Consider the following 25,098-nt stretch of genomic DNA (forward strand, 5'->3'; position numbering starts at 1 on the left):
ATTTTGAACCTGTTGCCTCTAAAAATGGTCTGTTCGCGACGCGAATCATGAGGTTTAGTTGTTCTAAATGAGTGATGAGCAACAATGAACAGGGCTTTTTCAGGCGCAACCCGCAGGGCAGTGGCTATTTTTCCTCCCAGCAGCGTTATCAGATGCTCATGTAGAGCAACTACACCACACATCTTCTGCCTTGCTGGATGAAAAAATTGCCAACTGCAGAGCCAAATCTGAAACGTCAACAGAGCCTTGGTTGCTAAGCTTTGAGTAGCGACAGGGAGTACGGGATGCGGTTTCTTCTTCTATTTGTTCTGGGATGCTTCTCAAGTGTATCAGCCAGCCCAGTGGTTCGGCTTGCAACACTGACCGATTACCCACCTTTTTGTTTTTACCAGGAGGGAGCAGAGCGGATCATCCATGAGCAACTGGCACCGGGAGAGGAATCCAGACGTTTTACCGGTTTGGCCTATGATGTGGTGATCAAGAGTTTCCACAAGGCCGGGTATAGAGTCGAGCTCACCATAGCTCCCTGGAGCCGGGTCATCAAGCTTCTGCAATCCGGGCTGGTGGATGCTGTTTTTCCAGCGGTGAAAAACCCGGAGCGTTTGGCACGCTACCTGTTTTCTGAGTCCCTGGTGTATCCACAAAACCACTACCTGCTATACGTCAGCCGTAACCGGCCATCAACTTTGAGGGGCGATGGATTGGCGATGTTGAGTGGATTGAGGGTTGGGGTGTACCGTGATTTCTCTTACGGAACGCGTTGGGAACAGTTAATCGAGAGCAACTTGCAGATCCACCGTCATCGCTTCAGTGAATTTGAGCATGGCTTCAGGCTGTTGGACAGGGGCAGAATCGATGCCCTGGTTGGCTATGAGTTATCATTTGATTATGCGCTGCACCGTTTGGGGTGGAAGGAGAAGTTTCGCAAATTAGAGCCCTTTGCCATCTCCCGCTCCTATCTGATGCTGGGTAAGGATCAGGGGAGGATGCGGCAAGAGTTTGATTTGGGATACCGAGCGCTGGTAGCGGACGGAACCTACCATCGGTTATTAAAGCGGTGGGGAGTTGAAGGTGATGAATAGCCGCCGGATAGACTATCCGACGGCTGGGCTATTTATCCGTTTAACGCTTCCGCTGGGTCGATATAGCTCATCTGGTGAGCCTCAGCGACCTCAGGACAAGTGAGCTTGCCGTGGATCACGTTCAGGCCTGCCAGCAGGTGCTTGTCTTCCAGTAGTGCTTGCTTGTAGCCCTTGTTCGCCAGCTTAATGATATAAGGCAAGGTTGCGTTGTTCAGGGCATAGGTCGAGGTGCGAGCCACAGCCCCTGGCATATTGGCTACACAGTAATGGACCACGTTGTCGACCATGTAGGTTGGCTCCTGATGGGTGGTGGCCTTTGCTGTTTCTGCACAGCCGCCCTGATCGATCGCCACATCTACAATGGCGGCACCCGGCTTCATTCGCTTGATATGCTCACGGGTGATCAGCTTAGGCGCAGCAGCGCCCGGGATCAGTACGCTTCCCACAACCAGATCGGCTTCCAAAATGTGGCGTTCGATAGACTCAGCGGTTGAGTAGACCAGACGAGCCGAGCCCTGGAACTCACTGTCCAGATGGCGAAGGGTGTCGATGTTACGATCCAAAATGGTTACATCGGCACGCAGGCCAACCGCCATCCGCGCCGCATTAGAGCCGACCACACCGCCACCGATGATCACCACTTTGGCTGGCTCAACACCGGGTACCCCGCCCAGCAGCATGCCGCGTCCGCCATGGGATTTTTCCAGTGCCAGAGCTCCGGCCTGAATCGACATGCGTCCGGCGACCTCAGACATGGGAGCCAGCAGAGGTAATCCGCCATGGTTGTCGGTGACGGTTTCATAGGCGATGCACACCGCGTTGCTGTTGATGAGCTCCTCTGTTTGTGGGAGATCCGGAGCCAGGTGAAGGTAGGTAAAGAGGATCTGATCCGGGCGCAGCATGGCGCGCTCAACGGCTTGAGGCTCCTTTACCTTGACGATCATCTCTGCATTAGCAAAAACTTCCTGAGCCGTTCCCAGGATCTCTGCGCCGGCCTGGCGATAGTCATCGTCACTAAAGCCGATACCACTCCCCGCCTGGGTTTCTACAAATACCGAGTGGCCGTGTGACGTCAGTTCTCGTACACTGGCTGGGAGCATGCCAACGCGGTATTCGTGATTTTTAATCTCTTTAGGTACACCGATGATCATAGGAACGCCTCTTGTTATTGCTATAGGTTGAGCCGGGAGTGGCTTATGGTCATTAAGTTTGAGCTAGTATATTCTCTAGTTATAACTTTTTGTATCAACAAAAGACAACAAGTTAGTGATTTATTTCACACATTTTACGATAAACAGGAAAAGTGGGATGGAAGATAACAATAAGACAGTGAAAGATCTGGATCGCATCGACCGTAAGATCCTCAATGAGCTGCAGCATGACGGGCGTATCTCTAATGTCGAGCTTTCAAAACGGGTTGGATTGAGCCCAACCCCCTGCCTGGAGCGGGTAAGGCGTCTGGAGCGTCAGGGGTATATTGAGGGATATTCGGCTCACCTCAATCCCAGCTACCTGGGGGCAAACCTGTTGGTGTTTGTTGAGATCACTTTGACCCGCAGCGAAGTTGATATCTTTGAGCGCTTTAATCAGGCGGTCCTGGAACTGAAAGATATTCAGGAGTGTCACCTGGTATCGGGGGATTTTGATTATTTGCTCAAGGCCCGGGTCAGCGATATGTCTGCCTATCGCAGTCTGTTGGGGGATACTTTGCTGCGACTGCCAGGAGTCAGTGATACCCGAACCTATGTGGTGATGGAGGAGGTGAAGCAGAGCAATTGTCTGGAGATTGATACTGAAAGTAACTAGAGCATTTTCTCCATAAATGGAGACAACGCTGTGATTAATCTCAGACTTTACAGGCTGAATCGCAGTGCCGTCCTTGGCCGCTCTGCTGCAGCGGGTATCTTCCCTGATACCCGCCTCCAGTTCAGCATCCTGCTGCTCGTTTCGCTGCTTTGCAGCTACACCCTTGCTGCAGAAGGTCAGCTTAGCAAAGCCTGAAATTCTCTTAGTCGAGTCGAATTTGATGATTCTGATGAATCTGAAATAGCTCTGAATAGATGCTTTGAACTTGGCAATATCTGCCGAGATGAGTATCGAGACGAACTCTGCATTGATTCATCCATGCTCAAGCGCATCGGCTATCATTCCTGAGAGCTGATGCCAGCCCGATGTCAGCTGCAAAGGATGAGCGGATGTCATGCAGGGGAGAGTGACAGATAACGCTCCTGCACCCCTTCAAAGGAGTCGACAGCCATTTGCCCCTTTGACACAGGGGCTGATTGAGCACACTTCAGTATTGCCCGGGTATTCTTCTATGCTTGGGCTGTTATTTAACCTCAGATCTGCATAAGCGCTTCCTTTTCAAGCCGAGACATTCGGATGCTCGGCTTCTTTTCCTGGAAGGTATATGCAATGAGGCCAGCAAGGAGATTCACCATAAAGCTGACGCAGCTACGATGCCGTGAGTGTTCTATCTGAGAGATGTTCTTCAGCTGATCAAAGACGGTTTCAATGATGAAGCGTTTGCGAAGCATCAGCTTATCCCATAGCCGCATCAACTTTGGTTTCATATTCTTCCTGATGCTGGTAATTAATGTGACCCCTTGGTCTGCCAGCTCTTCTGCAAGTGGTCCTGAAATATAGCCTTTATCTCCATAGAGTGAACCCCAGAGCTGCTCGCACATTTCAGGAAGAGGAGTTCTGTCATCAACATTGGCTGGGGTTAATTTGACCGAGATAACACCACCTTGATCATTGATAATAAGGTGCAATTTAAATCCATAAAACCACCCCATGGTTCCTTTGCCACGCTTGGCAGCACCTTGAAATACTTGATGTCGAGGGATGCGAAGGTTATGGCAAACCTGAAGTTTTGTTGAGTCGACGAATGCAATCCCAGTAGGTTTTGCTTGTCTGTGGGTGAGATAGGAGCACAAAGGGACAAGGGTCGTTTGCATCAATTTCAACATCCGGGTGTAACTCACCAGGCCGGGGAACTCGCTTTTCCAGTACTTACATACGAACTGAAGATAATAGGATTTAAAGTCTCGGAATCCCAAGCGATGGAATGCGATGACGATGGTCATCACTTCACTGACAGCCAGGCGAGAGGGTCTGTTCCGCTGCTTCACACCTAAGGAGATCTGCTGTTTTTGCCAAGCGGGTAGAAAGACCTGACAGAAATCATCGACATCAACGAAAATAGCTTCTAAATTGATCATGCCCAAGCTCCTTGGCGATTGATGGTTCTGGACAAACGATCAGATCGCAGCTTGGGCTTTTAGTTCCCCTCTTATGCGCAGCTCAGGTTATTTAGCAGATTGTTTCAATCCGAAAGGCGTTTATCTGGGGATCTCTCAGGGCCATACCGTGAAGGAGAGTCTCTACTCCCGTCCTGTAGGTTTTTTGGTCGTAACTTAGCGCGAATGGGTCAGGGGTCTGTCTGTGTGCCATTGAGGTAGCAAATGTTTGCGGGCGCCTCTTTCCTGCTTTCTTGCTTGAACTTTCTCCTGACGATCCATGGAGCTTGTTTGATGTGCATAGATAAAGCAACCATCTGATGGACGACCTGGATAAAACATCAGCAATCACCTCCCTGAGCCTAAAAGGGGCTCCTTCGCGGTTTGGGTGCATGCCACTGTCTTGTTACAATGAGCAGAATTAACTAATTTCCAGGGCGAGAGTTTATCGCCCCTGGCTGATTGCTTGTACAATCAAAAAGGAGTCGTTGTTTGGCCGCAGGAAAAGAGAACAAGGCGATGTCAGCTCTATCAAGGGTCATGGAAGCGTGTTTAATCATAGTCGGGGTCAGTGCCCTGTACCTGTTGATTGCACTCATCTCATACAGTCCGGCCGATCCGGGGTGGTCTCAAACCGCCTGGAGCGGGCCGATTCATAATGTAGCCGGGCGCTTTGGAGCCTGGGTTGCCGATGTGTTGCTGTTTGGCTTCGGCTTCTGGGCATACCTGCTGCCTTTCTTGTTGCTGTTTATTGCGAAAGGCCTCCTCTGGAGACCTAAGCCTTTCTTTGAATGGGACTTTTTGACCCTTGGCCTGCGGCTCGTCGGCTTGTTGCTGATCTGGGTGGGGAGTTCGACTCTGGCCAGTTTCAATACCTCGCTGTTTGGTATCTTTGCAGGGGGAGGCCTGATCGGTGAGGTGATGATCCGCCTGTTGTGGCCCCTGCTTGGAACGCTGGGACTCACTCTGTTACAGCTTTGCCTCATCGGAGCAGGGTTTCCTCTGTTTAGTGGTTGCTCCTGGCTGTTGGTGATCGAGAAGGTGGGAGCCGGGGTGATTCAGGGGGCGATGTGGCTGTGGAATATCTCAGACACCTGGCAAAAAATGGCGCAGGGATTACCGCGCATCCGCCTGTGGCCATTGCGCCGTGCCTCGGCCGAACTTGAAGGGGGCATGGAAGATAGCGTCCCGACTTTCCTGGAAACTCCGGAGCCGGCACCAGTCAAGCGGCTTCCCCGAAAGCCTAAGCGTAAACAGGAAACGCCGCTGGAGCCCGTGTTGACCACCCCTGAGATTGAGGAGGAGTCTCCCATCCCAATGGTCGACCCGGAGATTGAGCCTCAGGCTTCCCCCATGGGAGATATGCCCTGGGAGACCGAGTCCGGGGAGACGAGCCAGGCTCCCTGGCAGGTGGCTCAGGTTCAGCCTGAGGAGTTGATCCCGGGGCAGGAGAGCCAGGAGGCCCTTGAGCCACTGCCTTCGGTGGAGCTTTTGGATCAACCCAAACAGCAGGAGACCACCATCAGTGAAGAGGAGCAGCAGCGAATGGCTGCTCTGGTGGAGAGCAAGCTTGCAGATTACAACGTGCTGGCCAAGGTGGTCGGGGTTTACCCCGGGCCTGTGATCACCCGTTTTGAGCTGGAGCTGGCGCCGGGAGTGAAGGTCAGTAAGATCACCAACCTGTCTCGCGATCTGGCACGTTCGCTGTCGGCGATGAGTGTACGGGTGGTTGAGGTGATCCCGGGCAAGCCCTATGTGGGATTGGAACTGCCTAACCGTTTCAGGCAAACGGTGTTTTTGCGTGAAGTCTTTGATAGCGAAGCGTTTCGCGATATAGACAACCCCCTGGCTCTGGTACTTGGACAAGATATCGCGGGTGATCCCGTGGTGGTGAATCTGGGCAAGATGCCTCACCTTTTGGTTGCGGGAACCACGGGCTCGGGTAAGTCGGTCGGGGTCAATGTGATGATCCTCAGCATGCTATATAAGGCATCTCCGGAAGATGTGCGCTTTATCATGATCGATCCCAAGATGTTGGAGCTCTCTGTGTATGAAGGGATCCCGCATCTGTTGAGCGAGGTGGTCACCGACATGAAAGAAGCGGCCAATGCCCTGCGCTGGTGTGTCGGTGAGATGGAGCGTCGTTATCAGCTGATGTCTGCCCTGGGGGTGCGTAATCTTAAGGGGTATAACAGCAAGATAGAGGCCGGAATTAAGAGTGGTCAACCTTTGTGCGATCCGCTGTGGCGCCCTGGCGACAGCATGGATGAGATGCCACCGGCCCTGGAGAAGCTGCCCAGCATAGTCGTGGTGATCGATGAATTTGCTGACATGATGATGATCGTCGGTAAGAAGGTGGAAGAGCTGATTGCGCGGATCGCCCAGAAGGCCCGTGCCGCAGGTATTCACCTGATCCTGGCAACCCAGCGCCCGTCGGTGGATGTGATCACCGGTCTTATCAAGGCCAACATTCCGACCCGGATCTCCTTCCAGGTCTCCAGTAAAATTGATTCCCGGACCATTTTGGATCAGCCGGGCGCCGAGTCTTTGTTGGGGATGGGGGATATGCTCTATCTGCCGGCAGGGGAGAGTGCACCGACCCGGGTTCATGGTGCCTTTGTTGATGATCATGAGGTCCACCGGGTGGTGGCTGACTGGAAGCTGCGGGGTAAACCCAACTATATTGAAGCGATTCTCAGTGGTGAATCTTCCTCTGATATTCTACTACCGGGTGAGCAGTCGAGTGATGAAGAGCTCGACCCGCTGTTTGATGAAGCGGTGGCCTTTGTGGTGGAATCACGACGAGGCTCCACTTCCAGTGTGCAGCGGCGCTTCAAGATAGGGTACAATCGTGCGGCTCGAATTATTGAACAGATGGAAGCCCAGGGCATAGTGAGTCCCCCGGGCGGTAATGGTCAGCGAGATGTGCTGGCTCCTCCCCCGATGAAGGAGTAATTTAGTGAAGCGATTTTTTATTGGCTGTAGCTCACTGCTACTGGCACTGTCGTTGCAGGCCCATGGGGCAACAACGACCGGCAGTTCATCGAAATCAACGGACCGCTCTATGGCAAGCTCCGATGTATCTCATCTGAGCTATGCCGCTCGCCAGCTGCAGCAGCGGCTGGCTTCAATCAAGCAGTTTAGCGCTGACTATCAGCAGATTGTTTACGATAGTACGGGTCAGGAGCTATCCCGCTCTTCGGGTAAGGTTGAGATTGAGCGCCCGGATCGATTCCGCTGGCAGGCAGAAAAGCCCGGGAAGGAGCTTTTTGTTTCAGATGGCAGCTCTTTGTGGATTAGTGATCCCGAAGTGGGGCAGGTGACCGTGATGAACCTTGCCGATGCGGTGACTAATACTCCGTTTTTGCTGATAAGCTCAGGTACCGACAAGTTTTGGAAAAACTATTATGTGACCTATGACGATCCCGTGTATACGGTCACCAGCCGAGATCCCGCACAGTTGCTGCATAGCTTCCGGGTCACCTTTGATCGGACCAACAATGTGAGTCGCTTTGAAGTGGAGCAGGCCCAGGGCCAGCGCAGTGTGTTTATCTTCAAAAATATCAATGATAACCCGGGACTTAAGTCAAGCCTGTTTAAATTCACTCCTCCGGCCGGGGCGGATGTGGACGATCAGCGCCGATGAGTAACTTCTCTTTTGATTTTGCACCGGATTTTCGCCCTTTGGCAGCGCGAATGCGGCCGCAAAATCTTGAGCAGTATGTTGGTCAGTCCCACCTGCTGGCACCGGACAAGCCCCTGCGGCGTGCCATTGAGGCGGGGATGGGTCACTCGATGATCCTGTGGGGGCCTCCCGGAACCGGCAAGACCACCCTGGCTGAGCTATTGGCCCGCTACTGTGAGGCGGAGGTAGAGCGACTGTCTGCTGTGACCTCCGGGGTCAAGGATATCCGTGAGGCGACGGCGCGAGCCAAGGATAATCAGCAACTGGGGCGCAAGACCCTGCTGTTTGTCGATGAGGTCCATCGCTTTAATAAGAGCCAGCAGGATGCGTTTTTGCCACACATCGAAGATGGCACCTTCATCTTCGTCGGGGCAACCACTGAAAACCCTCCTTTGAACTTAATAATGCCCTGTTGTCCCGGGTGCGGGTCTATCGGTTGCAGCGCCTGACTGAGCTTGAGATCGACAGCATGCTGGAGCAGGCCCTGAGTTCAGAGCTGGGCCTGAGTGCTGAATCCCTTAACTTTGGACCCGGGGTGCGTGAGTTATTATGCCAGCTGGTGGATGGGGATGGGCGCAAGGCGCTGAACTATTTGGAGCTCTTGTGTGACAGTGCCCCGATAGAGCAGGGGGTGAAGCAGATCTCTAAGCCACTACTGGCTGAAGTCACCGGGGAGCGGGTTGCCCGGATGGATAATCAGGGCGATCACTATTACGATCTCATCAGTGCCTTTCATAAGTCGGTACGTGGTTCCTCGGTGGATGGGGCTCTCTACTGGTATGCTCGGATCATCAGTGCCGGCGGCGATCCTCTGTATGTTGCCAGGCGACTTCTGGCGATCGCCTCTGAAGATATCGGTAATGCGGATCCCAGGGCGATGCAGGTGGCGATGAGCGCCTGGGAGTGCTTTGAGCGCATCGGTCCGGCCGAGGGAGAGCGCGCGATAGCCCAGGCGGCGGTGTATTGCGCCACTGCACCTAAGAGCAATGCCGTCTATACCGCCTGGAAAAGTGCCCTGGCGGATGCCAAAGAGGCTCCGGATTATGAGGTGCCGGTGCACCTTCGAAATGCCCCGACCGAATTGATGCGCGAGCTCGGGTATGGCGACGAATATCGTTATGCCCATGATGAACCCGGCGCCTATGCTGCCGGAGAGTGTTACCTTCCACCAGAGCTTGCCGGGCGAAACTACTATCAGCCTACAGAGCGTGGCCTGGAGAAGCAGATCCGCCAAAAGCTCGATTACCTGGCTGATCTGGATCAAAATAGCCCACAAAAACGGTATAAAAAGACGCCGCTCGGTTAATTGTTGAATGAAATATGGTTTAGACGCTTTTAAGTTACTGCGTCTTTGGTAGACTGTGGGCTCGTCCACTCGTTTGTCTGTCGATGGCTGCAAGCTTTTTAGCAGTTAAGATCTGCGAACCGAGGGACTCGGGACATAGATAAGTTACAAAAAGTAGGTTTACGATGCTTGATCCAAAATTTTTGCGTGCAGAGGTCGAAGAGGCGGCACGTCTTCTCAAAACTCGTGGTTATGAGCTAGACGTAGAGACTCTTCAAAAGTTGGAAGCGCAGCGCAAGGTGCTGCAGGTACAGACTCAAGAGCTTCAGGCTGAGCGTAATGAGCGCTCCAAGTCGATCTCGTCCGCCAAGCGTCGTGGAGAGGATATCCAGCCTCTGATCGCTGAAGTGGGTGAGCTGGGCGATAAGCTTGAGCGTTGCAAGAGCGAGTTGAATACCGTTCTGTCTGAGATTGAAGCGATTGCACTTTCGATCCCGAACCTGCCTCATGAGTCGGTTCCTGTGGGCAAGGATGAAGAAGAAAATGTTGAGGTGGTTCGCTGGGGTGAGCCTCGGGTCTTTGATTTTGAGATCCGCGATCATGTGGATGTGGGTGAGGGCCTGGCAGGCATCGATTTTGACTGTGCCCGTAAGCTGGCTGGCTCACGTTTTTATGTTCTCAAGGCCGGCGTGGCTCGCCTGCACCGTGCAATTGCTCAGTTCATGCTGGATCTGCATACCGAGGAGCATGGCTATCAGGAGTGCTATGTACCTTACCTGGTAAATGCCGAAACCCTGACCGGAACCGGTCAGCTGCCTAAGTTTTCTGCGGATCTGTTCCACACCTCTTTCGATGGTGAAGCGGATGTTGAGCAGGCTTCTCGCCGCTTCTCGCTGATCCCAACCTCTGAGGTTCCCCTGACTAACTTTGCCCGTGATGAGATCATCAATGCCGATGAGCTGCCGATCCGTCTCACTGCACATACCCCATGTTTCCGCTCCGAGGCTGGCTCTTACGGCCGTGATACCCGCGGGCTGATCCGGGTTCACCAGTTTGACAAGGTTGAGATGGTTCAGCTGGCTCATCCTGAGAAATCATTTGAGCAGCTCGAAGAGATGCGTGGCCATGCCGAGAAGGTGCTGCAGCGCTTAGGCTTGCCATACCGGGTCGTGACCCTGTGTACCGGTGACATGGGCTTTGGTGCGACCAAGACCTATGATCTGGAGGTTTGGTTGCCAGCACAAAACACCTATCGTGAAATCTCTTCAGTTTCTAACTGTGGTGACTTTCAGGCGCGCCGGATGCAGGCTCGGGTTCGGGGTGAAGATGGTAAGCCGATGCTGCTGCATACCCTCAACGGTTCTGGTCTGGCCGTGGGCCGTACCCTGGTGGCGATCCTCGAGAACTACCAGCAGGCCGATGGCCGGGTTGAGATCCCAGAGGCGCTGCGCCCTTACATGGGTGGCAAGACCCATATCGGTTAATTCAGCAACTGCTTAGTTGCCCTTTGATAAAGCCACGCATTGCGTGGCTTTTTTATGGCGCTTGCCCAATTCCTTCGATGAGAAGGCTGATTTTATGAGTCTTATTTCTCAGCTGATGAGCCACAGATATGGAAATTAGCACGGGGATCACCCATCCAGCGTTGTCCACCCACGGACTAAGATTTTTAAAGTTCCATAATTTCTAGCATATTTTGCCCTGGTCTTAGGTTTTTACCCGAGTCTCCCCTCAGATTAGATCTCTTAAACTTGTAGTGGCATTGAAGATGGTTGACACTCATATGGGTCTATCTTTGGACTAAGGGTTACGACATTTTTTGTGCCAGGGTTAAGTGCGGCTATTATCAGTAAAAGTGATTTATACCGTATTTAGTTAGCCCTTCACTGAAAGAGGGGATAAGCAGCAAGTCCCCCTTTGTGGGAGCTGTTACTAATCGGAATCGAGGCCTGTAAGCCGGGGGAGTAAGATTGAAGCAGGGGATTAACAAAGTGGCAAATTCGGGTAGAAAGTTATGGCTGATCGCAGCAGTTGTGCTTCTGAGCGTATTTTATCTCTATACACTTTACCTTGCGACCCAGCCTAAGGTGAGCCTTTCCTATCGGCTCTACTACCTGGAGGGCAAGACCCTGTTCTGGCAGGGTGATTCCAAGATGATCTATCGACCCGGGCAGATCATGAACTTTGTTACCCCCAGCCCCTTTCTATCCCGCAAGGGCTGGTCTGATGAGATCTCTACGGATGGAGTGACCCTGGAAGGAAAAGGTGGGCTCTATTTTGGGTTAGCACAAAAGGTTAAAGGCCTGAAAGCAACGGTTTGGCTGGAGAGCCCTAAGCCTGGAGCTGTGATCAAGGTCTCTTTAGAATCGGGGTGGACTCATACCATCCGGCTGGCCAACAAGGGAAGTCAGGTGTTAACTTTCGACCTTCCTGGCGCTTATTTGAAAGCTGCGCCTAACCAATTGAATTTTTTATCATTTACCGCAAACCAAGTGCTGAACTTTCGCTCTTTGCAGATGAAGGCTGAGTGATCATTCGCCCCAATACAAGGATATCATTCCATGTCGAATAAAGAATTTAGCATCTCATTAGTCGTACCTGTCTATAACGAGCAAGAGAGTATTGAAAGCTTCATCGAGGCGATCGATCAGGAGCTAGAGCCTCTCAAAGAGAGGCTTGAAATAGTTTTCATCAATGATGGAAGTAAAGATGCGACCCGTGAGGCGGTGGAGCAAGCGATCGAGAAGGATCCCAGGATCACCCTGGTGAACCTTGCGCGAAACTTTGGTAAAGAGGCGGCGTTGACGGCCGGGCTTCATCATGCCAAGGGAGATGCGGTGGTACCTATGGATGTTGATCTGCAGGATCCTCCTTCACTGATCCTTGAGTTTGTCAGACTATGGCAAACCGGTGACTATGATACCGTCTATGGCATTCGCGAGGATAGAAGTGCGGATACACCGATGAAGCGGGTGACGGCAGGTGGTTTTTATCGCCTGTTTAATGTGCTCTCCAATCAGACCCAGCTTCCTGAAAACGCAGGGGATTTTCGCTTAATGGATCGCCGGGTGGTCGAGGCTATTAAGCAGCTTCCTGAGCGAAACCGCTTCATGAAAGGACTGTTTGCCTGGACTGGTTACCGTTCTGTAGGAGTCCCCTATGAGCGGCCGGCGCGACACGCCGGCGAAACCAAGTTCAACTACTGGAAGCTATGGAATTTTGCGCTGGATGGTTTGCTCAGTTTTACCAGCTGGCCGCTGCGGGTCTGGAGTTATGTGGGGATCGGTGTCTCTTTTGTGGCTTTTCTCTACATTCTCAAGATCATCACTAAGGTTATTTTCTTTGGGATCCATGTTCCGGGTTATGCCTCGTTGATGTCTGTGGTGCTATTTCTCGGCGGGATCCAGCTCATCTCACTTGGGATCATAGGTGAGTATATCGGCCGGATGTTTATCGAGATCAAGCAGCGTCCCATCTTCCTTGTCGAGGGGGTCTATGGCCAATATGCCAAAGAAGATAAACCGGATGAGCAGGAGATACAGGATCAGCCAACCTCACAGGAGAAGCAGGGCTCATGATTGCGGCTCAGGAGTTTTGGCGGCTGTTTCGTTTTGGCCTGGTGGGGGGCGGTGCAACCCTGGTGGATCTTGCCACCTCGGTTGCCCTGTTTCATGTATGGCCAAACATCTCGGAGCACCTGGTGACGACCCTGGCCTTTGCGGTAGCCTTTTGGTTCTCCTTTTTTGGACATCGTTATATCACCTTTCAAAAGCATGGGGCAGCCGGTAAGTTCTTACTGGTGGCACTGTTTGCATTGGCGGTGCGTAACTTGTTGCTGACGGGGTTGCTGTGGGGCGGTTTATCTGGTTTGTTACCTGTGGTGATCGCCACCCTAACCGTCACCATTCTTACTTATCTACTCTCTAAAATCTGGGTATTTACATAATGTCTGATATCGAACAGAGAACAGCCTATCGACCGAGTCTGCACCTGAGCCTCAGGGACTGGGGGCTGGTGATATCTGCATTTGTGATCAGTCGAGCGGCTTTGTTTGGCCTGGCGGCCGTGGCCGTGCACCTCTACGATCTCTACCATCAGCCTACCGGACCCCTGATGGCCTACTGCCGATTTGATTGCATCTGGTATAAGCATATCGTTGAACTGGGTTACGATCAGATCCCTCACTGGCTAGGCTCCGGGGATGCAGCGAGCTGGGCTTTTATGCCGCTTTTCCCCATGCTCAGCGGGGGCCTTGCCTCTGTGACCGGGCTGGATGCGATCAGCTCGCTGATCCTGGTGGCGAACCTGGCTTTCTTTATTTCCCTGCCGTTGATGCTATTGTGCCTGCGACAGCTCAGGCTGGGTGAGGATACGGCACGCTTCGGAGTCTGGCTGCTCGCTTTCTCTCCCTTCTCGGCCTATTTTGTTTCGGGTTATACCGAGCCACTTTTTATGGCCCTGATGCTGGCAATGTTCCTCTGTGCCTATCGCCGCCAATGGTTATGGGTCGGGCTACTGGGGGTACTCCTGTCGGGGACCCGAAATCTTGGGGTCATGATGGTCTTTCCCGTGCTGATCCTGGCATGGCAGGCTTATGGCTGGCGTGAGCTTGTGCGTTTTAGTGAACGCTCCTTAACTGTGATCCTGGGATTTGGCTGATCCCCCTGGGGCTGTTTGCCTTTATGTTTTACCTCTACCATCTCACCGGAGATGCTTTTGCCTTCAAACATATTCAGATCGCCTGGGGTCGGCATATAGCCAATCCTCTCCATTGGTTAGGTGAGGGCTTTGATGAAGGGGGACGTAAGCTTTACCTGGCTCTGATGGTGCTATTTGGTTGGGCACTGAACCTGTGGCTGCTGAGCCGCAGATACTGGGCCGAGGCAGTGATGATGTTTATCTGCTGTATGATCCCTCTGATGACAGGATTGGATGCGATGCCGCGCTACATCTTTGGTCTCTATCCCAGCCTACTGGCGATTATCCTGCTCACTCGTCGCTGGCCATCGCTGCGTCCTGCTATTCTCGGCCTGTCAGGGATGGTCGCCTCCTTCATCGCAATGGGCTTTATCGATCACCTGTTTTTTACTGTGTAAGCTCATTTCGGGCCATGCAGGGTATAAGCTCCCTCATGGCCTTGCCCGGCGTACAGCTCCATAGATTGTGGAGGCAGAGCCATTGCTCCTCAAAGCTTGATCATAAAACTTTTTCATCCCCAGAGCTTTTGTGTATAGTCAGCGCCAGATAAAGATCCTGCTGGATCACTGTCGCTGACTATCTCATCCCATGGGGTCTTGTTGGTGAGCTGTTCCTCATACCTGATATCGGAGTCTCCTATGTACACCGCAGAGCTAACCTTTGAATGTTATCAAGATACCACGATCACAGCGGTGGAGCGGGCGATTAGTCAGTACCTGGAAGCGTTACGTTATAACGGACAGATTTTAGGCCGGGAGTTTCCAACCTCAATGCAGGAGGGAGTCTTTGTTGCCAGGGTCGTCTGCCCCGAGGGTGATAGTGTCAGTGAGCGCAACCATTCGCTGCAGGTTAAGAAACTCAAGGCACTGCTACATAGCGCCGGGGTGTTGGAGCCTAAGGTCAGGGTGACGGGACAGGATCTCTTTTCGGATCATACAGATAACTGCCAGGAGCGAAGCTGGCAGATTCTGTTCACCACTTTTCTTAGCACCTGCTCACCGCTGCGCTGTGGTGAGGACTTTGCCCCAATCCCTCTGTATTGGCTGCCGGAGCCGGTGGCCAACGGCGATCATAAGGCGGTGCTGAAATGGCAACAGGAGTGGTGTGCGGCCGATGAGCTGCAGATGGGAGGCTCGGTACTGGAGCACGAGACCCTCGATGAGCTGGGAACAACCCAGAGCCGGTTGTTTCGCCGCGGCTATGATCTGGCCAAGCGGATCGCCTATATCAGTAAAACACCCACCTATTACTATCTGTATCGGATCGGTGGGGCCAGCAAAGAGCAGGAGTTGGCTAGATTATGCCCGCGCTGTGGCGGGGAGTGGCGCCTCGAGCAGCCGATCCACGATATCTTTGATTTTAAGTGTGATAAGTGTCTATTAGTGAGTAATCTGAGCTGGGATTTTAAATAATCGGCCTTTTTCCGGCAGTTACTTTAAGGGGCTGGTTCGCTACAGTGGAAGATCCTGTTCCCTGAGCCTGAGTGAGGCTGGATGACTACTTATACGATCTTGCTTGAGGTTGATCCTGATAAGTTAATTGAGGTGCTACTCGACAGAGGTAGCAAAGAGTTGGCGGCTCGTTATGTTCATGAGTTTTATCCCGGGTGTCGATTGTTGAGCCTTGAGGAGGGGATCCCGGAGCGGCCTTTCACTCAGCGCAACTCAAAACACGGCTTTATCCGGCATGATGATGAAGGGTCGGGAACATAGCGTACGCTTTGTTTATTCAGGGCTTTGTATTGCCTCCCCCCTAAAACAAGTCTGGATATGGTTAAATTTAGGGATTCAGGCATTTGCGGATGAGCCGATAAGCTCTCCAGCTTGCCCGACAGAATAGTGCCCTCTTACCCATGGATCTCTATTCAAAATAGATATTGCCCTCTTTGAGGATCACCCGGTACGCCTTAATCGGATGACAATTCTCATAGGGGCGGTTCATCACCTTGCCGGTTTTAAGGCTAAAGGCGATCCCATGTCCGGAGCAGATGATCTGCTCATCGGCAACCCGACCATCATCCAGTGGAATTCCAAAATGCCCGCAGCGATTTTCGACAACATAGTAATCGTTGGGAGTATGCACCAGCAGTAGGGCTATCTCGTCAATCAGCAGTGGGTAGATCCCCTGAGCTGCAAAATCCTTGATTGGGCCGATTAATGTCATCCGTGCTTCCTTCAACCTTTCAGTGTTATCTATTCAAGTCTATGGCACGGTGAGTCAATTTGAGAAATAACCCCTTGAGGCAAGGTCAAAGCGGCTTGTGGCGAAAAAAAGAGGGGGCAGCAGTCAACAGACTGCTGCCAGCGGGTGATCATTTAGCTGGTGGGTTGAAGCTCGCTTGCTTCAAGCTCCCCGGCAGCCTGGCAGGCCGCAGCTGTGAATAGCACATCGGTAGAGCTATTCAAGGCTGTTTCCGCGGAGTCCTGAACTACCCCGATGATAAAGCCGATCGCAACCACCTGCATCGCGATGTCGTTGGATATCCCGAACAGGTTACAGGCCAGTGGGATCAGCAGCAGCGAACCTCCGGCAACCCCTGAGGCTCCACAGGCCGAGATAGCGGCGACCACACTCAGCAGGATTGCTGTGGCAAAATCGACCTGGATCCCGACGGTATGCACGGCGGCCAGGGTCATTACGGTAATAGTGATTGCAGCTCCCGCCATATTGATGGTCGCCCCCAATGGGATCGAGACCGAATAGGTGTCTTCATGGAGCTTAAGGCGTTTGCACAGTTCCATGTTGACCGGAATATTGGCTGCAGAGCTGCGGGTAAAGAAGGCGGTGACGCCACTTTCTCGCAGGCAGGTCAGTACTAGAGGGTAGGGGTTGCGACGGGTCATGAACCAGACAATGAGAGGGTTTACAACCAGGGCGATCACCAGCATGCTTCCCAGCAGCACCATCAATAGATGTGAAAAGCTTGCCAGCGCTGAAAAACCTGTCTGGGCCACCGTATTGGCGACCAGGCCAAAGATCCCCAGCGGGGCCAGGCGGATCACAAATTTAACCACGCTGGACACACCATCGGAGAGATCGGTGATTACCTTGCGGGTGGTCTCTGAAGCATGCTTGAGGGCCAGGCCAATAGCGACAGCCCAGGCCAGGATCCCGATAAAGTTACTGGTGCTCAGGGCGTGGATCGGGTTATCCACGATCTTAAACAGCAGAGTATGCAGGACTTCTGTAATCCCTCCCGGAGGAGTCGCCTCGGCCATATGGCTGGTCAGAGCCAGGGTGGTGGGGAAGAGAAAACTCATCACCACCGCCGTCAGTGCTGCGGCAAAGGTTCCGACTAGATAGAGGATCAGGATCGGGCGTACATTGGTTTGTGTCCCTTTTTTATGATTTGCCAGCGCCGCGATAACCAACACAAACACCAGGATCGGGGCAACAGCTTTCAGGCCGCTAACAAACAGGGAGCCTAACAGGGAAAAAGACAGGGCGGTGGTGGGGACAGGGTTGCCAGAATGGTACCGGCAATAATGCCGATCAGAATCTGGAGGACAAGGTTACCTTGATAGAGTTTCATTAGGATCATTTTAAGATAATTCATTACACTGCCTGCCTTTATCTGGTTTGAGGAATATCCGGGCCCGGAGGCTTATCGGGTGATCTTTATATTTTGAGCGCCACCCTGAAGGTATCCGCCGCGACAATTGATGTCACAGACGCGGATTATTGAAAGTAACACCAAATTATCTGTTTTGGTAGCTTTAAAAATAATCAGAATATATGGAGGGTATTCGGGGGATTACTGGTGAATTTGGCTCAAAGAAGGGGATTCGCTTCGTAATTCATCCCGTGACTCTTACATTTATTGGAATAAAAGAAAGCTGGCGATAGGCTTTTTCTGTGTAACAGAGTCTCTCATGGTGCCCATTTACTCTATTTTGCAACAATTTCAGTGTGCAGTTCCTGCAGGATGAGCAGCTTCAAAGCCTGCGCAATTTCTTGAACAGCTGATCAGGCACATTCAGATTGGCGGCCATATAAATTCCGCTTTTATCCACGAGCAAAAAAGTTTTTTAAGTTGTTCCATATCAGAGTTGTGTTGCGTATTCGCAGGCCAAATAGGCCAGCGGAGCCCGGTGCGAGATAGATACGCCCCCGATAATGCTTCACCATATTTTGCCAGGCTTTGTTGACCCTCTGATTGTGAATCCCCTCATGCAAGCCCTTTGAGTCCAGTAGAACCTGACCCAGAACATAGGTCTGATATTTTTTCAGATCTTCAAAACCCGTGGCTTGGGTATCCGGGCGGTTTTTTAGCTTGTAGAGAAAATAGCGATGGGAATAGAGTGGGTCGCTTCATTTAAACAGAGCTTCATGCTTTTAAGTTCGGCTCTGGTGAATAAGATGCGATTTGGACGCTTAAGCGTTAGCTGGTAAGTCCGTTTCCAGGCATTATCTTGATATTGTAATCAATCTTCGATTTTAGAAGCGTCGCTTCGACCCCTTAGGTACTGAGCCCAACAATCTTATCAGGCAGAAAGTTATAGGGTTCTCATTTCCCGGTTAGAAACAGCGGGGCTCTGTGTTGCGGAATGGCATAGAAACTAAGCTAAAGATCAGCAGCATTATTCCCTGCAAAAAAGCCTGAGATACATTGTGGAATTGCCGAACAAGAGAGCGTTTTCAAGTAGAAGCATTATGGAGAGATGGGACAAAAGAGCAGGTGGTCGCCTGCTCTTTTTAAGGATTGTATTATGGGATTAAAGGTTTGGATTCACCACCACCCGGCCGGTGACCTGGCCTTTGACAATCTTATCAGCAAACTCAATCGCCTGCTCTAAAGAGATCTCTTCACAGGCCTGCTGATAGAAACTCTCAGGAAGCAACTCGGTCAGCTGTTTCCAGGCAGCTTCACGACGATCCTTGGGGCAGTACACGGAATCAACGCCTTGCAGTCGCACATTACGCAGGATAAATGGCATCACAGTTGTTGGCAGCCCAAATCCACCGGCCAGGCCACAGGCGGCAACGGTTCCGCCATAGTTGATCTGGGTCAGCAGCTTGGCCAGGATCTGATCACCTGCGGTATCTATGGCACCGGCCCAAAGCTGTTTGTCCAGGGGGCGAGCAGGCTCCAGCAGGGTATCCCGGGAGACGACTTCGCTGGCTCCGAGCTCCTCGAGCAGAGGGCCATTTTCAGGACGGCCGGTGACGGCGGCGACCTTGTAGCCGAGCTTGGACAGCAGTGCAACGCTAACGCTTCCGACACCACCACTGGCTCCTGTTACCAGGATTGGTCCCATATCCGGGGTGATCCCACCATCCTGAAGCGCCATCACACACAGCATAGCGGTGAGTCCGGCGGTGCCGATCGCCATGGTTTGTTTCTCATCCATGCCCTGGGGAAGCTTCACCAGCCAGTCACCCTTGACCTGTGCTTGCTGAGACATGCCACCCCAGTGATTTTCGCCGACACCCCAGCCGGTCAGGACCACTTTATCGCCCACCTGATAGCGAGCATCGGCAGATTCGATGACCGAACCGACCAGATCTATGCCTGGGACCATGGGGAATTGGCGGATGATCTTGCCGGTTCCTGTGATGGCAAGGCCATCTTTGTAGTTCAAAGAGGAGTAGGTGACCTGAATGCGAACATCACCTTCCGGGAGTTGTTCTGGCTGGAGCATCTCAACAGAAGCTGTGGTTTTTTTGTCCTGTTGGTTCAGTAGCAGTGCTTTAAACATAGGATTATCTCAGCTAGCAGCGTGTAGTTGTACAAAGTGTAAGGGTAATTTTTTCATGCATGAAATGAACTTTAATCACACTATTAATGCATAATGTGCATAGATGAGCAATCCCTTACCGAGGTCATGAGGAAATATGGAACTCGAATCACTCTATCGTCGCGATGTGCGTCTGCTGGTTGCACTGCAGATCCTGCTGGAAGAGAAGAGCGTCACCCGGGCTGCTCAACGGCTCAGTCTCAGCCAGTCCGCCATGAGCCGAGTGTTGGCGCGGCTGCGGTTGCTGCTCGATGATCCTTTGTTTACCCGGGAGGGGCAATCTCTACTGCCCACGGAGCGGGCTCTTGAGTTGGGGCGTCTTTGTGCCAGCCCGCTGGAGGAGCTTCGCGAAACCCTTTCACCCTCCGACTTTGATCCGACCCAGTGCAATCAGCTATTCACCATAGCCACTACCGATTATGCGATGCAAACCATTTTGCCCTTCGCGCTGCCCCGGGTTTATCAGGAGGCGCCCAACATAGCGCTGCATTTTGCTCCGCTGCGTGCCGATCAACTGACGGCACAACTCACCACAGAAGGCGCCGATATGGCGATCTGCCGGGTGACTTCAACGCCGGCGCCGCTTCAGCGCAGCTCTCTTGGAGCCGTGAGTGTGTTTTGCCTGGTGCATGCCAGCCATCCTTTGGCCGATAAAGATCTCAGCATAGAGGATTATCTTAGTTATCCGCATGCAATGATTGCGATAAGCGACGGGGTTAAGGCTCTGATTGAGGTGGCACGCCAGGGTTATGGAGAGCCACGAGAGGTGCTGAGGGCTTATCACCTGGGAGCTGCATTGGCGATCATTGATCAGCTGCCTCTGATCATTACCGCGCCAGCGGATCTCGCCTATCTTGAGGCGGCCAAGCATGATCTGGTGGTCAAACCCTTACCCTTTGCGTTTAAGCCTTTTGATTACTCACTGCTGTGGCACCCTCGTTGTCAGTACTCTCCGGCTCAGGAGTGGATCCGCCAGGTGATCACCGAGGAGTGCAGCCGACTGATTAGTCAGCGAGTCGAGCAGATGGGGCTGGAGACTTAGGCTCTGCTGTCGCTCTCTCTTTAGAAGCTGTTACCTCTGCAAATGTTCAGCGCAGGGAGCAGCAATGAGCTGGTTTTGAAGGCACAATCCACAAGGCTGCTGGTTTTTTACAACCCAGTGGCAGACGAGCTATGTTGTCGCTGATTCATATCAGTAGTTGATCATGATGAGGGGTGGAGAAATTGCCAGTCCCTGCTACAGCGTTTACGTTAATCCTGAAAAATTGAGATATCCCCTCGGCATACCGGCCCTTTGATATGGGCCATATTAAATGAGATTTTCTCGCCGAGTGTGTAGCCTAATAAGCTGATTTTGCACTCTTTATCATATTCGATAAGCTCTTTCATCTCCCGGGTGATGAGATCACTGTAACTCTTATTTTCAGGATGAAGGCAATTATCGAAGTCCTCGATAACGCCTGTAATGGAGTTATCTCCCCAGAGATTGGTGATCCGCACATGGAGTGAGAGCTGGTGCTCACCGGCGGTGAGCTGAACGTAATCGCCGATATCAGCTGTCCAGCCGGTGTGATTATGCTGAATGCGCCACTCGATTGGCAGTACCTTATTTTCCCAGATATCAAGGGGTTGTCCGTATAGCGGATTGGCGATACTCATCCTTAACCTCCGAACTTTGACGCCTGATCCGTATTCAGCAAGAGTCAGGCCAAGATGAGCTTAGTTTGTCATCAGCTGTCGTATGGAGGTCATAATCGAAACTCGTTATAGAAGCTATCGATCAGTCGCTGGCTGATCGGGTGTTTGGGTTTGGCGAGGATCTTCTGGCTGCTGCCTTTTTCGATGATCCGTCCCTGGTGCATGATCAGTAACTGATCGCTCAGGTGACGGATGAGATCGATATCACTGAAACAGATAATCAGGCCAAGTTTTAGCTCCAGACGCAGCTTGAGCAGAAGGTTGACCATCTGAGCCTGGGCCGTCCTGTCCAGGTGTGATAGAAAATCATCAGCCAGCAGCAGCCGCGGCTTGACTATAATTGCCCGGGCGATGGCGACCCTGATCCTTTCACCCAGGCTAAGCTGATGGGGGTAAAAATCGTAATGCTCCGGGAGCAACTCGACTAAAGAGAGGGCCTCAAGGATCTGCTGGTGGCGCTGCTCTGCAGATTCAATGTTGGTATGCAGCAGAGGCTGCTCCAGGTTTTTACCGACACACAACAGTGGGTTGAGGCCATGGTTCTGGGTGGTGAAAATCATCCGGATGCAGTGGTGGCGCGGCGGGAGTTCTTTCATTTTGGGCAGAGCGCAAAGCTCGATTTTTCCACTATCCGGAGTATCGATACCTGCGAGCAGGCGCAGCAAGGTGGTTTTTCCCGATCCCGAGCCTCCCGTAACCGCCAGTACCCGTTGAGGCTGGAGGGTAAAACTGACGTGATCCAGGGCCCGCAGCGTAAAATGGTTGAGCCAGCGGCCACGGCTCTTATAGCTTTTTGTCAGGCCCTGAACTTTGAGCAGGGGGGCTTTCGGGATCATCAGTAGGCTCCATGGTAAGCGGGAAGTGACAACGGTAGCTGCGATTTTTCTCCTGGACAAGGGGAGGGGATTGCACACATTTTTGTTGGGCGCTGGGACAGCGCGGGCCCAGGCGGCACCCTTTGGGAAGGGCGCTCAGAGCCGGAAGGGTTCCCTTGAGAACTGGGAGTTCGGCCTGATGAGGAAGCGCCCGGTAGCTCTGAGGGCTGGCATTGAGTAGAGCCTGGGTGTAAGGGTGACGGGGGTGCCCCAGAAGCTCTTCGGCGGGACCAGACTCGACTATCTGCCCACAGTAGAGAATGGTCAGCCGGTCTGCAAAGTGTGCGATGCTGCACAGATCCTGGCTAAACAGCAAAATGGTGGTGCCATTGAGCTGATTGGACTTGGCCAGAAGTCTGAGGATCTGGGCCTGAGTCTGAGGCGGCAGAGACTGGAGGGGCTCGTCTGCGATCAGTAACCTTGGCTCACGGGCCAGTGCCATGGCGATCATCACTTTTTGGCAGATCCCGCGGGTGAGCTCCGCCGGGTAGGAGTTCATCACCAACTCGTGTTGATTGATCCCAACCCTGTGTAGCAGAGCTGCGATCTGCTGCTGTTTATCGACTTTTTTAAGACGCTTTTGTTTGCCCTTACGCCTGTGGTAGCGAAGAAGCTGCAGTCCGACCTGTTTGGCAATCGTCATCGAAGGGTCGAGACAGGCGATGGGATCCTGGAAGATCAGTGCGGTCTGCTGTTTGATGGTCTGACGGCGCTCTTTGAGGGAGAGCTCCAGTAGATCGACCCCATCAAAAAATAGCCGATCCATGTGTAGCATCCAATCCGGTTTATACAAGCCCATCAGGGCCCGGGTGATCAGGCTCTTTCCGGATCCTGCGTTACCTATGACGGCATGGACCTCTCCCTCATTGAGGGTCAGGTTGATGGCATCCAGCACCCGGATCGGTTGAGGCTGGTGCTCAATATCCAGGATCAGGTTACGAATATCCAGCATCGCCATCAGTTGAGCTCCTGATCAAAGATCCGCTTGATTCGGTTTCCCAGCAGGTTAAATGTCAGCATGCTCAGGAAGACAGCAATGCCCGGAAGGAGCAGGTTCCAGGGGGCAATAAAAAGAAGCTGATGAGCTTCGCGCAGCATCAGTCCCCACTCGGCCTGGGTTGCCCTGGCTCCAAGGCCCAAAAAACCCATGGCGGCAATCAGCGCAATGTTCCTTGAGATGGTTTGGATCGACAACAAAATGAAGTGAGGGAGCAGATTGTTGAGGATCCCACAGCCTAAGAGCTGCCATGGGCGGATCCCGTCAAGCCTGAGGGCCTGCACATAGTCTTTATGCATCTCCTGCTCAAGAATATCGTGAGACTCCCGGATGAAGCGCGGGATCTGTGACAGGGTGATCGCCAGTAAGGTATTGGTAAATCCCGGGCCCAGCATGGCGACAATTGCCAGTACCAGCAGCAGGGAGGGGATGGCGATAAAGAGATCCATCAGGTGGTTGAGTACCGAGGCACGAACTCCCCGGCTGATGGCGCTCGCGAACCCGATACCACAACCTATGGGCAGCGCAATAATCAGTACCAGCAGGGCACCCCCGACCGTATACTGAGCTCCCGATAGGATACGAAAGAACAGATCTCGGCCCTGTTCATCGGTGCCAAACAGGTGATCCAGGTTCCCCTGGGTCACCCAGGCGGGTGGCAGCAGCTCACTTGAGCTTTGAAATACATGGCTGGATAGAGCTGAGAACAGAGGCCCCATAAACACAAACAGCGTCAGCCAGAAGACTCCCCAGAAACAGATCACTGACAGCCATTCGCTGCGAAACTGTTGCCAGCAGCGTAACAAGGGAGGAGCAAACTCATTGGCCTTGCTACTGGGTTTGTTCATGATAGGCAAGCCTCCGGGCAGGAAACAGCAGCAGCGACAGCAGATCCAGGGCGGTCGCAAACAGGATCACAAAAGCTGAAACCATCAACACTCCGGCACTGAAGGTCGCGTATTGATGCTGGTGGATATTAAACAGCAACCAGCGCCCCATGCCGGGCCGATTAAAGATGATCTCTATGATGAGGGCGCCGGTCATCAGGTGGCCACTGAGAAAGACCAGTTCAGGGATGACCAGGGGGATGGAATTTCGAAATCCGTGGCGGAGCATCAGCCGGGCGGGCTGCACCCCACGAGCCATCGCAAGCTGCATATATCCCTGTTGCTGAACTTTTTCGATTGAATCCTGAATAAAGCGGATCATCTCACAGCCGATGGGCAGTGAGAGGACTGCAACCGGCAGCAGCAGATGCTTGAGAGCGCTCCATAGGGCGGCGCTCCGGTAGGGGCTATCCGAGAGCAGGATATCGATGATCTGAGAGCCAGTGACTGCCTTGATCGGATAGAGCAATCCCAGTGAGCCAAACAGGGGAAGTTTATCCGGGTAAGCCGCGGCGAGCATTAACACCAGCAGCGCAAGCCAGAAGATAGGAAAAGAGGAACCGATCACACAAAACATCCGTACTAACTGCTTGAGGCGCTGCTTTGGGGTGATGGCACCGAGAATCGCAATCGGTAGGGCGATTAGGCCAGAGATCAGCAAGGTGGCACAAAAAAGTTCCAGGGTCGCAGAGAAGTGGTGCATGATCTGGCTAAATGCGATCGGTTTACTATTGCTGCCGATGACAAAGAAACCCTCAAACAGTGTCCCAATAAAATTGAAATAACCCAGAATATATCCGGATTGCATCTCGGGGTTGAGTAGCTCGATCTCCAGCATGAAGATGAACAGGCTCAAAACCAGCAGGGTGATCGTCATCAGGATCAGGCGACGTAGCAGATAGTTAAACACC

General features: G+C 52.6%; 21 protein-coding genes and 3 pseudogenes. 14 read left to right on the top strand and 10 right to left on the bottom strand.

Going from position 1 to position 25,098, the window contains the following annotated elements:
- Positions 1–284 precede the first annotated feature (284 nt).
- A complete protein-coding gene (locus tag DB847_RS09205; RefSeq protein ID WP_108650415.1) occupies positions 285–1,082 on the top strand; it encodes a substrate-binding periplasmic protein in 798 nt (265 codons plus the stop codon).
- 32 nt (positions 1,083–1,114) lie between these two features.
- Here DB847_RS09205 and ald read toward each other — a convergent pair whose 3' ends face one another.
- Complete coding sequence (ald, locus tag DB847_RS09210; RefSeq protein ID WP_108650416.1) at positions 1,115–2,233, bottom strand: alanine dehydrogenase; 1,119 nt, start codon at positions 2,231–2,233, stop codon at positions 1,115–1,117.
- Between the two features lie 157 nt (positions 2,234–2,390).
- On the opposite strand from ald, the gene lrp reads away from it, so the two are divergent.
- Together lrp and DB847_RS24335 are read left to right on the top strand one after the other, a co-directional pair.
- Positions 2,391–2,888 (top strand): leucine-responsive transcriptional regulator Lrp, encoded by a 498-nt coding sequence (gene lrp / locus DB847_RS09215; RefSeq protein ID WP_108650417.1) that lies wholly within the window; start codon positions 2,391–2,393, stop codon positions 2,886–2,888.
- 30 nt (positions 2,889–2,918) lie between these two features.
- Entirely contained in the window at positions 2,919–3,083 is a 165-nt protein-coding gene (locus DB847_RS24335) for a hypothetical protein (protein ID WP_159084502.1), read from the top strand.
- 338 nt (positions 3,084–3,421) lie between these two features.
- On the opposite strand, the gene DB847_RS09220 is transcribed toward DB847_RS24335, so the two are convergent.
- Positions 3,422–4,306, bottom strand: a complete 885-nt coding sequence (locus tag DB847_RS09220; RefSeq protein WP_108649240.1) for an IS982 family transposase — start codon at positions 4,304–4,306, stop codon at positions 3,422–3,424.
- Positions 4,307–4,843: 537 nt separating this feature from the next.
- On the opposite strand from DB847_RS09220, the gene DB847_RS09225 reads away from it, so the two are divergent.
- The 10 genes and pseudogenes from DB847_RS09225 (at position 4,844) to DB847_RS09270 (ending at position 15,704) form a co-directional block, all read left to right on the top strand.
- Positions 4,844–7,279 carry a DNA translocase FtsK gene (locus DB847_RS09225; protein WP_108652945.1) on the top strand — a complete coding sequence of 812 codons (2,436 nt, stop codon included), beginning with the start codon at positions 4,844–4,846 and terminating at the stop codon, positions 7,277–7,279.
- Between the two features lie 4 nt (positions 7,280–7,283).
- The gene (gene lolA / locus DB847_RS09230; protein ID WP_407644442.1) at positions 7,284–7,970 is read left to right on the top strand and encodes an outer membrane lipoprotein chaperone LolA; all 687 of its coding nucleotides are present in this window, start codon (positions 7,284–7,286) and stop codon (positions 7,968–7,970) included.
- A pseudogene (locus tag DB847_RS09235) lies at positions 7,967–9,315 on the top strand (replication-associated recombination protein A). The gene lolA and the pseudogene DB847_RS09235 overlap by 4 nt, the downstream one beginning before the upstream one ends.
- A gap of 164 nt (positions 9,316–9,479) precedes the next feature.
- Positions 9,480–10,778 carry a serine--tRNA ligase gene (gene serS / locus DB847_RS09240; RefSeq protein WP_108650418.1) on the top strand — a complete coding sequence of 433 codons (1,299 nt, stop codon included), beginning with the start codon at positions 9,480–9,482 and terminating at the stop codon, positions 10,776–10,778.
- 507 nt (positions 10,779–11,285) lie between these two features.
- On the top strand, positions 11,286–11,825 hold the full coding sequence (locus DB847_RS09245) for a hypothetical protein (RefSeq protein WP_159084503.1): 540 nt from the start codon (positions 11,286–11,288) through the stop codon (positions 11,823–11,825).
- 30 nt (positions 11,826–11,855) lie between these two features.
- Positions 11,856–12,872, top strand: a complete 1,017-nt coding sequence (locus tag DB847_RS09250) for a glycosyltransferase family 2 protein (protein ID WP_108650420.1) — start codon at positions 11,856–11,858, stop codon at positions 12,870–12,872.
- Complete coding sequence (locus DB847_RS09255) at positions 12,869–13,240, top strand: GtrA family protein (RefSeq protein WP_108650421.1); 372 nt, start codon at positions 12,869–12,871, stop codon at positions 13,238–13,240. The genes DB847_RS09250 and DB847_RS09255 overlap by 4 nt, the downstream gene beginning before the upstream one ends.
- Positions 13,240–14,390, top strand: a pseudogene (locus DB847_RS09260) (hypothetical protein). Before DB847_RS09255 ends, DB847_RS09260 begins: the two are co-directional and overlap by 1 nt.
- Before the next feature lie 240 nt (positions 14,391–14,630).
- Complete coding sequence (locus DB847_RS09265) at positions 14,631–15,404, top strand: Zn-ribbon-containing protein (protein ID WP_108650422.1); 774 nt, start codon at positions 14,631–14,633, stop codon at positions 15,402–15,404.
- Positions 15,405–15,485: 81 nt separating this feature from the next.
- Positions 15,486–15,704 (top strand): hypothetical protein, encoded by a 219-nt coding sequence (locus DB847_RS09270; protein ID WP_108650423.1) that lies wholly within the window; start codon positions 15,486–15,488, stop codon positions 15,702–15,704.
- 148 nt (positions 15,705–15,852) lie between these two features.
- Here DB847_RS09270 and DB847_RS09275 read toward each other — a convergent pair whose 3' ends face one another.
- The 3 genes and pseudogenes from DB847_RS09275 to acuI form a co-directional block, all read right to left on the bottom strand.
- The gene (locus tag DB847_RS09275) at positions 15,853–16,155 is read right to left on the bottom strand and encodes a Rieske (2Fe-2S) protein (protein ID WP_108650424.1); all 303 of its coding nucleotides are present in this window, start codon (positions 16,153–16,155) and stop codon (positions 15,853–15,855) included.
- A 152-nt stretch (positions 16,156–16,307) separates the two neighbouring features.
- Positions 16,308–17,548: pseudogene (gene sstT, locus DB847_RS09280) on the bottom strand (serine/threonine transporter SstT).
- Positions 17,549–18,707: 1,159 nt separating this feature from the next.
- Positions 18,708–19,691 carry an acrylyl-CoA reductase (NADPH) gene (acuI, locus tag DB847_RS09285; protein ID WP_108650425.1) on the bottom strand — a complete coding sequence of 328 codons (984 nt, stop codon included), beginning with the start codon at positions 19,689–19,691 and terminating at the stop codon, positions 18,708–18,710.
- A 136-nt stretch (positions 19,692–19,827) separates the two neighbouring features.
- Here acuI and DB847_RS09290 point away from each other — a divergent pair, with 136 nt between their 5' ends.
- Positions 19,828–20,772: a LysR family transcriptional regulator gene (locus tag DB847_RS09290; RefSeq protein ID WP_108650426.1), complete on the top strand. Its 945-nt coding sequence runs from the start codon at positions 19,828–19,830 to the stop codon at positions 20,770–20,772.
- Between the two features lie 209 nt (positions 20,773–20,981).
- Here the strand turns inward: DB847_RS09290 and DB847_RS09295 are convergent, their stop codons facing one another.
- From DB847_RS09295 to DB847_RS09315, 5 genes are all read right to left on the bottom strand, one after another.
- On the bottom strand, positions 20,982–21,389 hold the full coding sequence (locus DB847_RS09295) for a hypothetical protein (RefSeq protein WP_108650427.1): 408 nt from the start codon (positions 21,387–21,389) through the stop codon (positions 20,982–20,984).
- 89 nt (positions 21,390–21,478) lie between these two features.
- Positions 21,479–22,264 carry an ATP-binding cassette domain-containing protein gene (locus tag DB847_RS09300; RefSeq protein ID WP_108650428.1) on the bottom strand — a complete coding sequence of 262 codons (786 nt, stop codon included), beginning with the start codon at positions 22,262–22,264 and terminating at the stop codon, positions 21,479–21,481.
- Entirely contained in the window at positions 22,212–23,261 is a 1,050-nt protein-coding gene (locus DB847_RS09305; protein WP_108650429.1) for an oligopeptide/dipeptide ABC transporter ATP-binding protein, read from the bottom strand. Before DB847_RS09305 ends, DB847_RS09300 begins: the two co-directional genes overlap by 53 nt.
- Positions 23,261–24,148: an ABC transporter permease subunit gene (locus tag DB847_RS09310; RefSeq protein ID WP_108650430.1), complete on the bottom strand. Its 888-nt coding sequence runs from the start codon at positions 24,146–24,148 to the stop codon at positions 23,261–23,263. The genes DB847_RS09305 and DB847_RS09310 overlap by 1 nt, the downstream gene beginning before the upstream one ends.
- On the bottom strand, positions 24,132–25,097 hold the full coding sequence (locus DB847_RS09315; RefSeq protein WP_108650431.1) for an ABC transporter permease subunit: 966 nt from the start codon (positions 25,095–25,097) through the stop codon (positions 24,132–24,134). Before DB847_RS09315 ends, DB847_RS09310 begins: the two co-directional genes overlap by 17 nt.
- Between the last annotated feature and the right edge of the window lies 1 nt (position 25,098).

This window comes from Dongshaea marina (assembly GCF_003072645.1).
In the GTDB taxonomy this organism is placed as follows: Bacteria; Pseudomonadota; Gammaproteobacteria; order Enterobacterales; family Aeromonadaceae; genus Dongshaea; species Dongshaea marina.

Coding starts and splice junctions, on each gene's coding strand:
- DB847_RS09220 (WP_108649240.1), bottom strand. CDS start 4,306: ATGATCAATTTAGAAGCTATTTTCGTTGATGTCGATGATTTCTGTCAG.
- DB847_RS09250 (WP_108650420.1), top strand. CDS start 11,856: ATGTCGAATAAAGAATTTAGCATCTCATTAGTCGTACCTGTCTATAAC.
- DB847_RS09275 (WP_108650424.1), bottom strand. CDS start 16,155: ATGACATTAATCGGCCCAATCAAGGATTTTGCAGCTCAGGGGATCTAC.
- DB847_RS09255 (WP_108650421.1), top strand. CDS start 12,869: ATGATTGCGGCTCAGGAGTTTTGGCGGCTGTTTCGTTTTGGCCTGGTG.
- acuI (WP_108650425.1), bottom strand. CDS start 19,691: ATGTTTAAAGCACTGCTACTGAACCAACAGGACAAAAAAACCACAGCT.
- DB847_RS09225 (WP_108652945.1), top strand. CDS start 4,844: ATGTCAGCTCTATCAAGGGTCATGGAAGCGTGTTTAATCATAGTCGGG.
- DB847_RS09295 (WP_108650427.1), bottom strand. CDS start 21,389: ATGAGTATCGCCAATCCGCTATACGGACAACCCCTTGATATCTGGGAA.
- lrp (WP_108650417.1), top strand. CDS start 2,391: ATGGAAGATAACAATAAGACAGTGAAAGATCTGGATCGCATCGACCGT.
- DB847_RS09270 (WP_108650423.1), top strand. CDS start 15,486: ATGACTACTTATACGATCTTGCTTGAGGTTGATCCTGATAAGTTAATT.
- serS (WP_108650418.1), top strand. CDS start 9,480: ATGCTTGATCCAAAATTTTTGCGTGCAGAGGTCGAAGAGGCGGCACGT.
- DB847_RS09305 (WP_108650429.1), bottom strand. CDS start 23,261: ATGGCGATGCTGGATATTCGTAACCTGATCCTGGATATTGAGCACCAG.
- ald (WP_108650416.1), bottom strand. CDS start 2,233: ATGATCATCGGTGTACCTAAAGAGATTAAAAATCACGAATACCGCGTT.
- DB847_RS09300 (WP_108650428.1), bottom strand. CDS start 22,264: ATGATCCCGAAAGCCCCCCTGCTCAAAGTTCAGGGCCTGACAAAAAGC.
- DB847_RS09310 (WP_108650430.1), bottom strand. CDS start 24,148: ATGAACAAACCCAGTAGCAAGGCCAATGAGTTTGCTCCTCCCTTGTTA.
- DB847_RS09265 (WP_108650422.1), top strand. CDS start 14,631: ATGTACACCGCAGAGCTAACCTTTGAATGTTATCAAGATACCACGATC.
- DB847_RS09205 (WP_108650415.1), top strand. CDS start 285: ATGCGGTTTCTTCTTCTATTTGTTCTGGGATGCTTCTCAAGTGTATCA.
- DB847_RS09290 (WP_108650426.1), top strand. CDS start 19,828: ATGGAACTCGAATCACTCTATCGTCGCGATGTGCGTCTGCTGGTTGCA.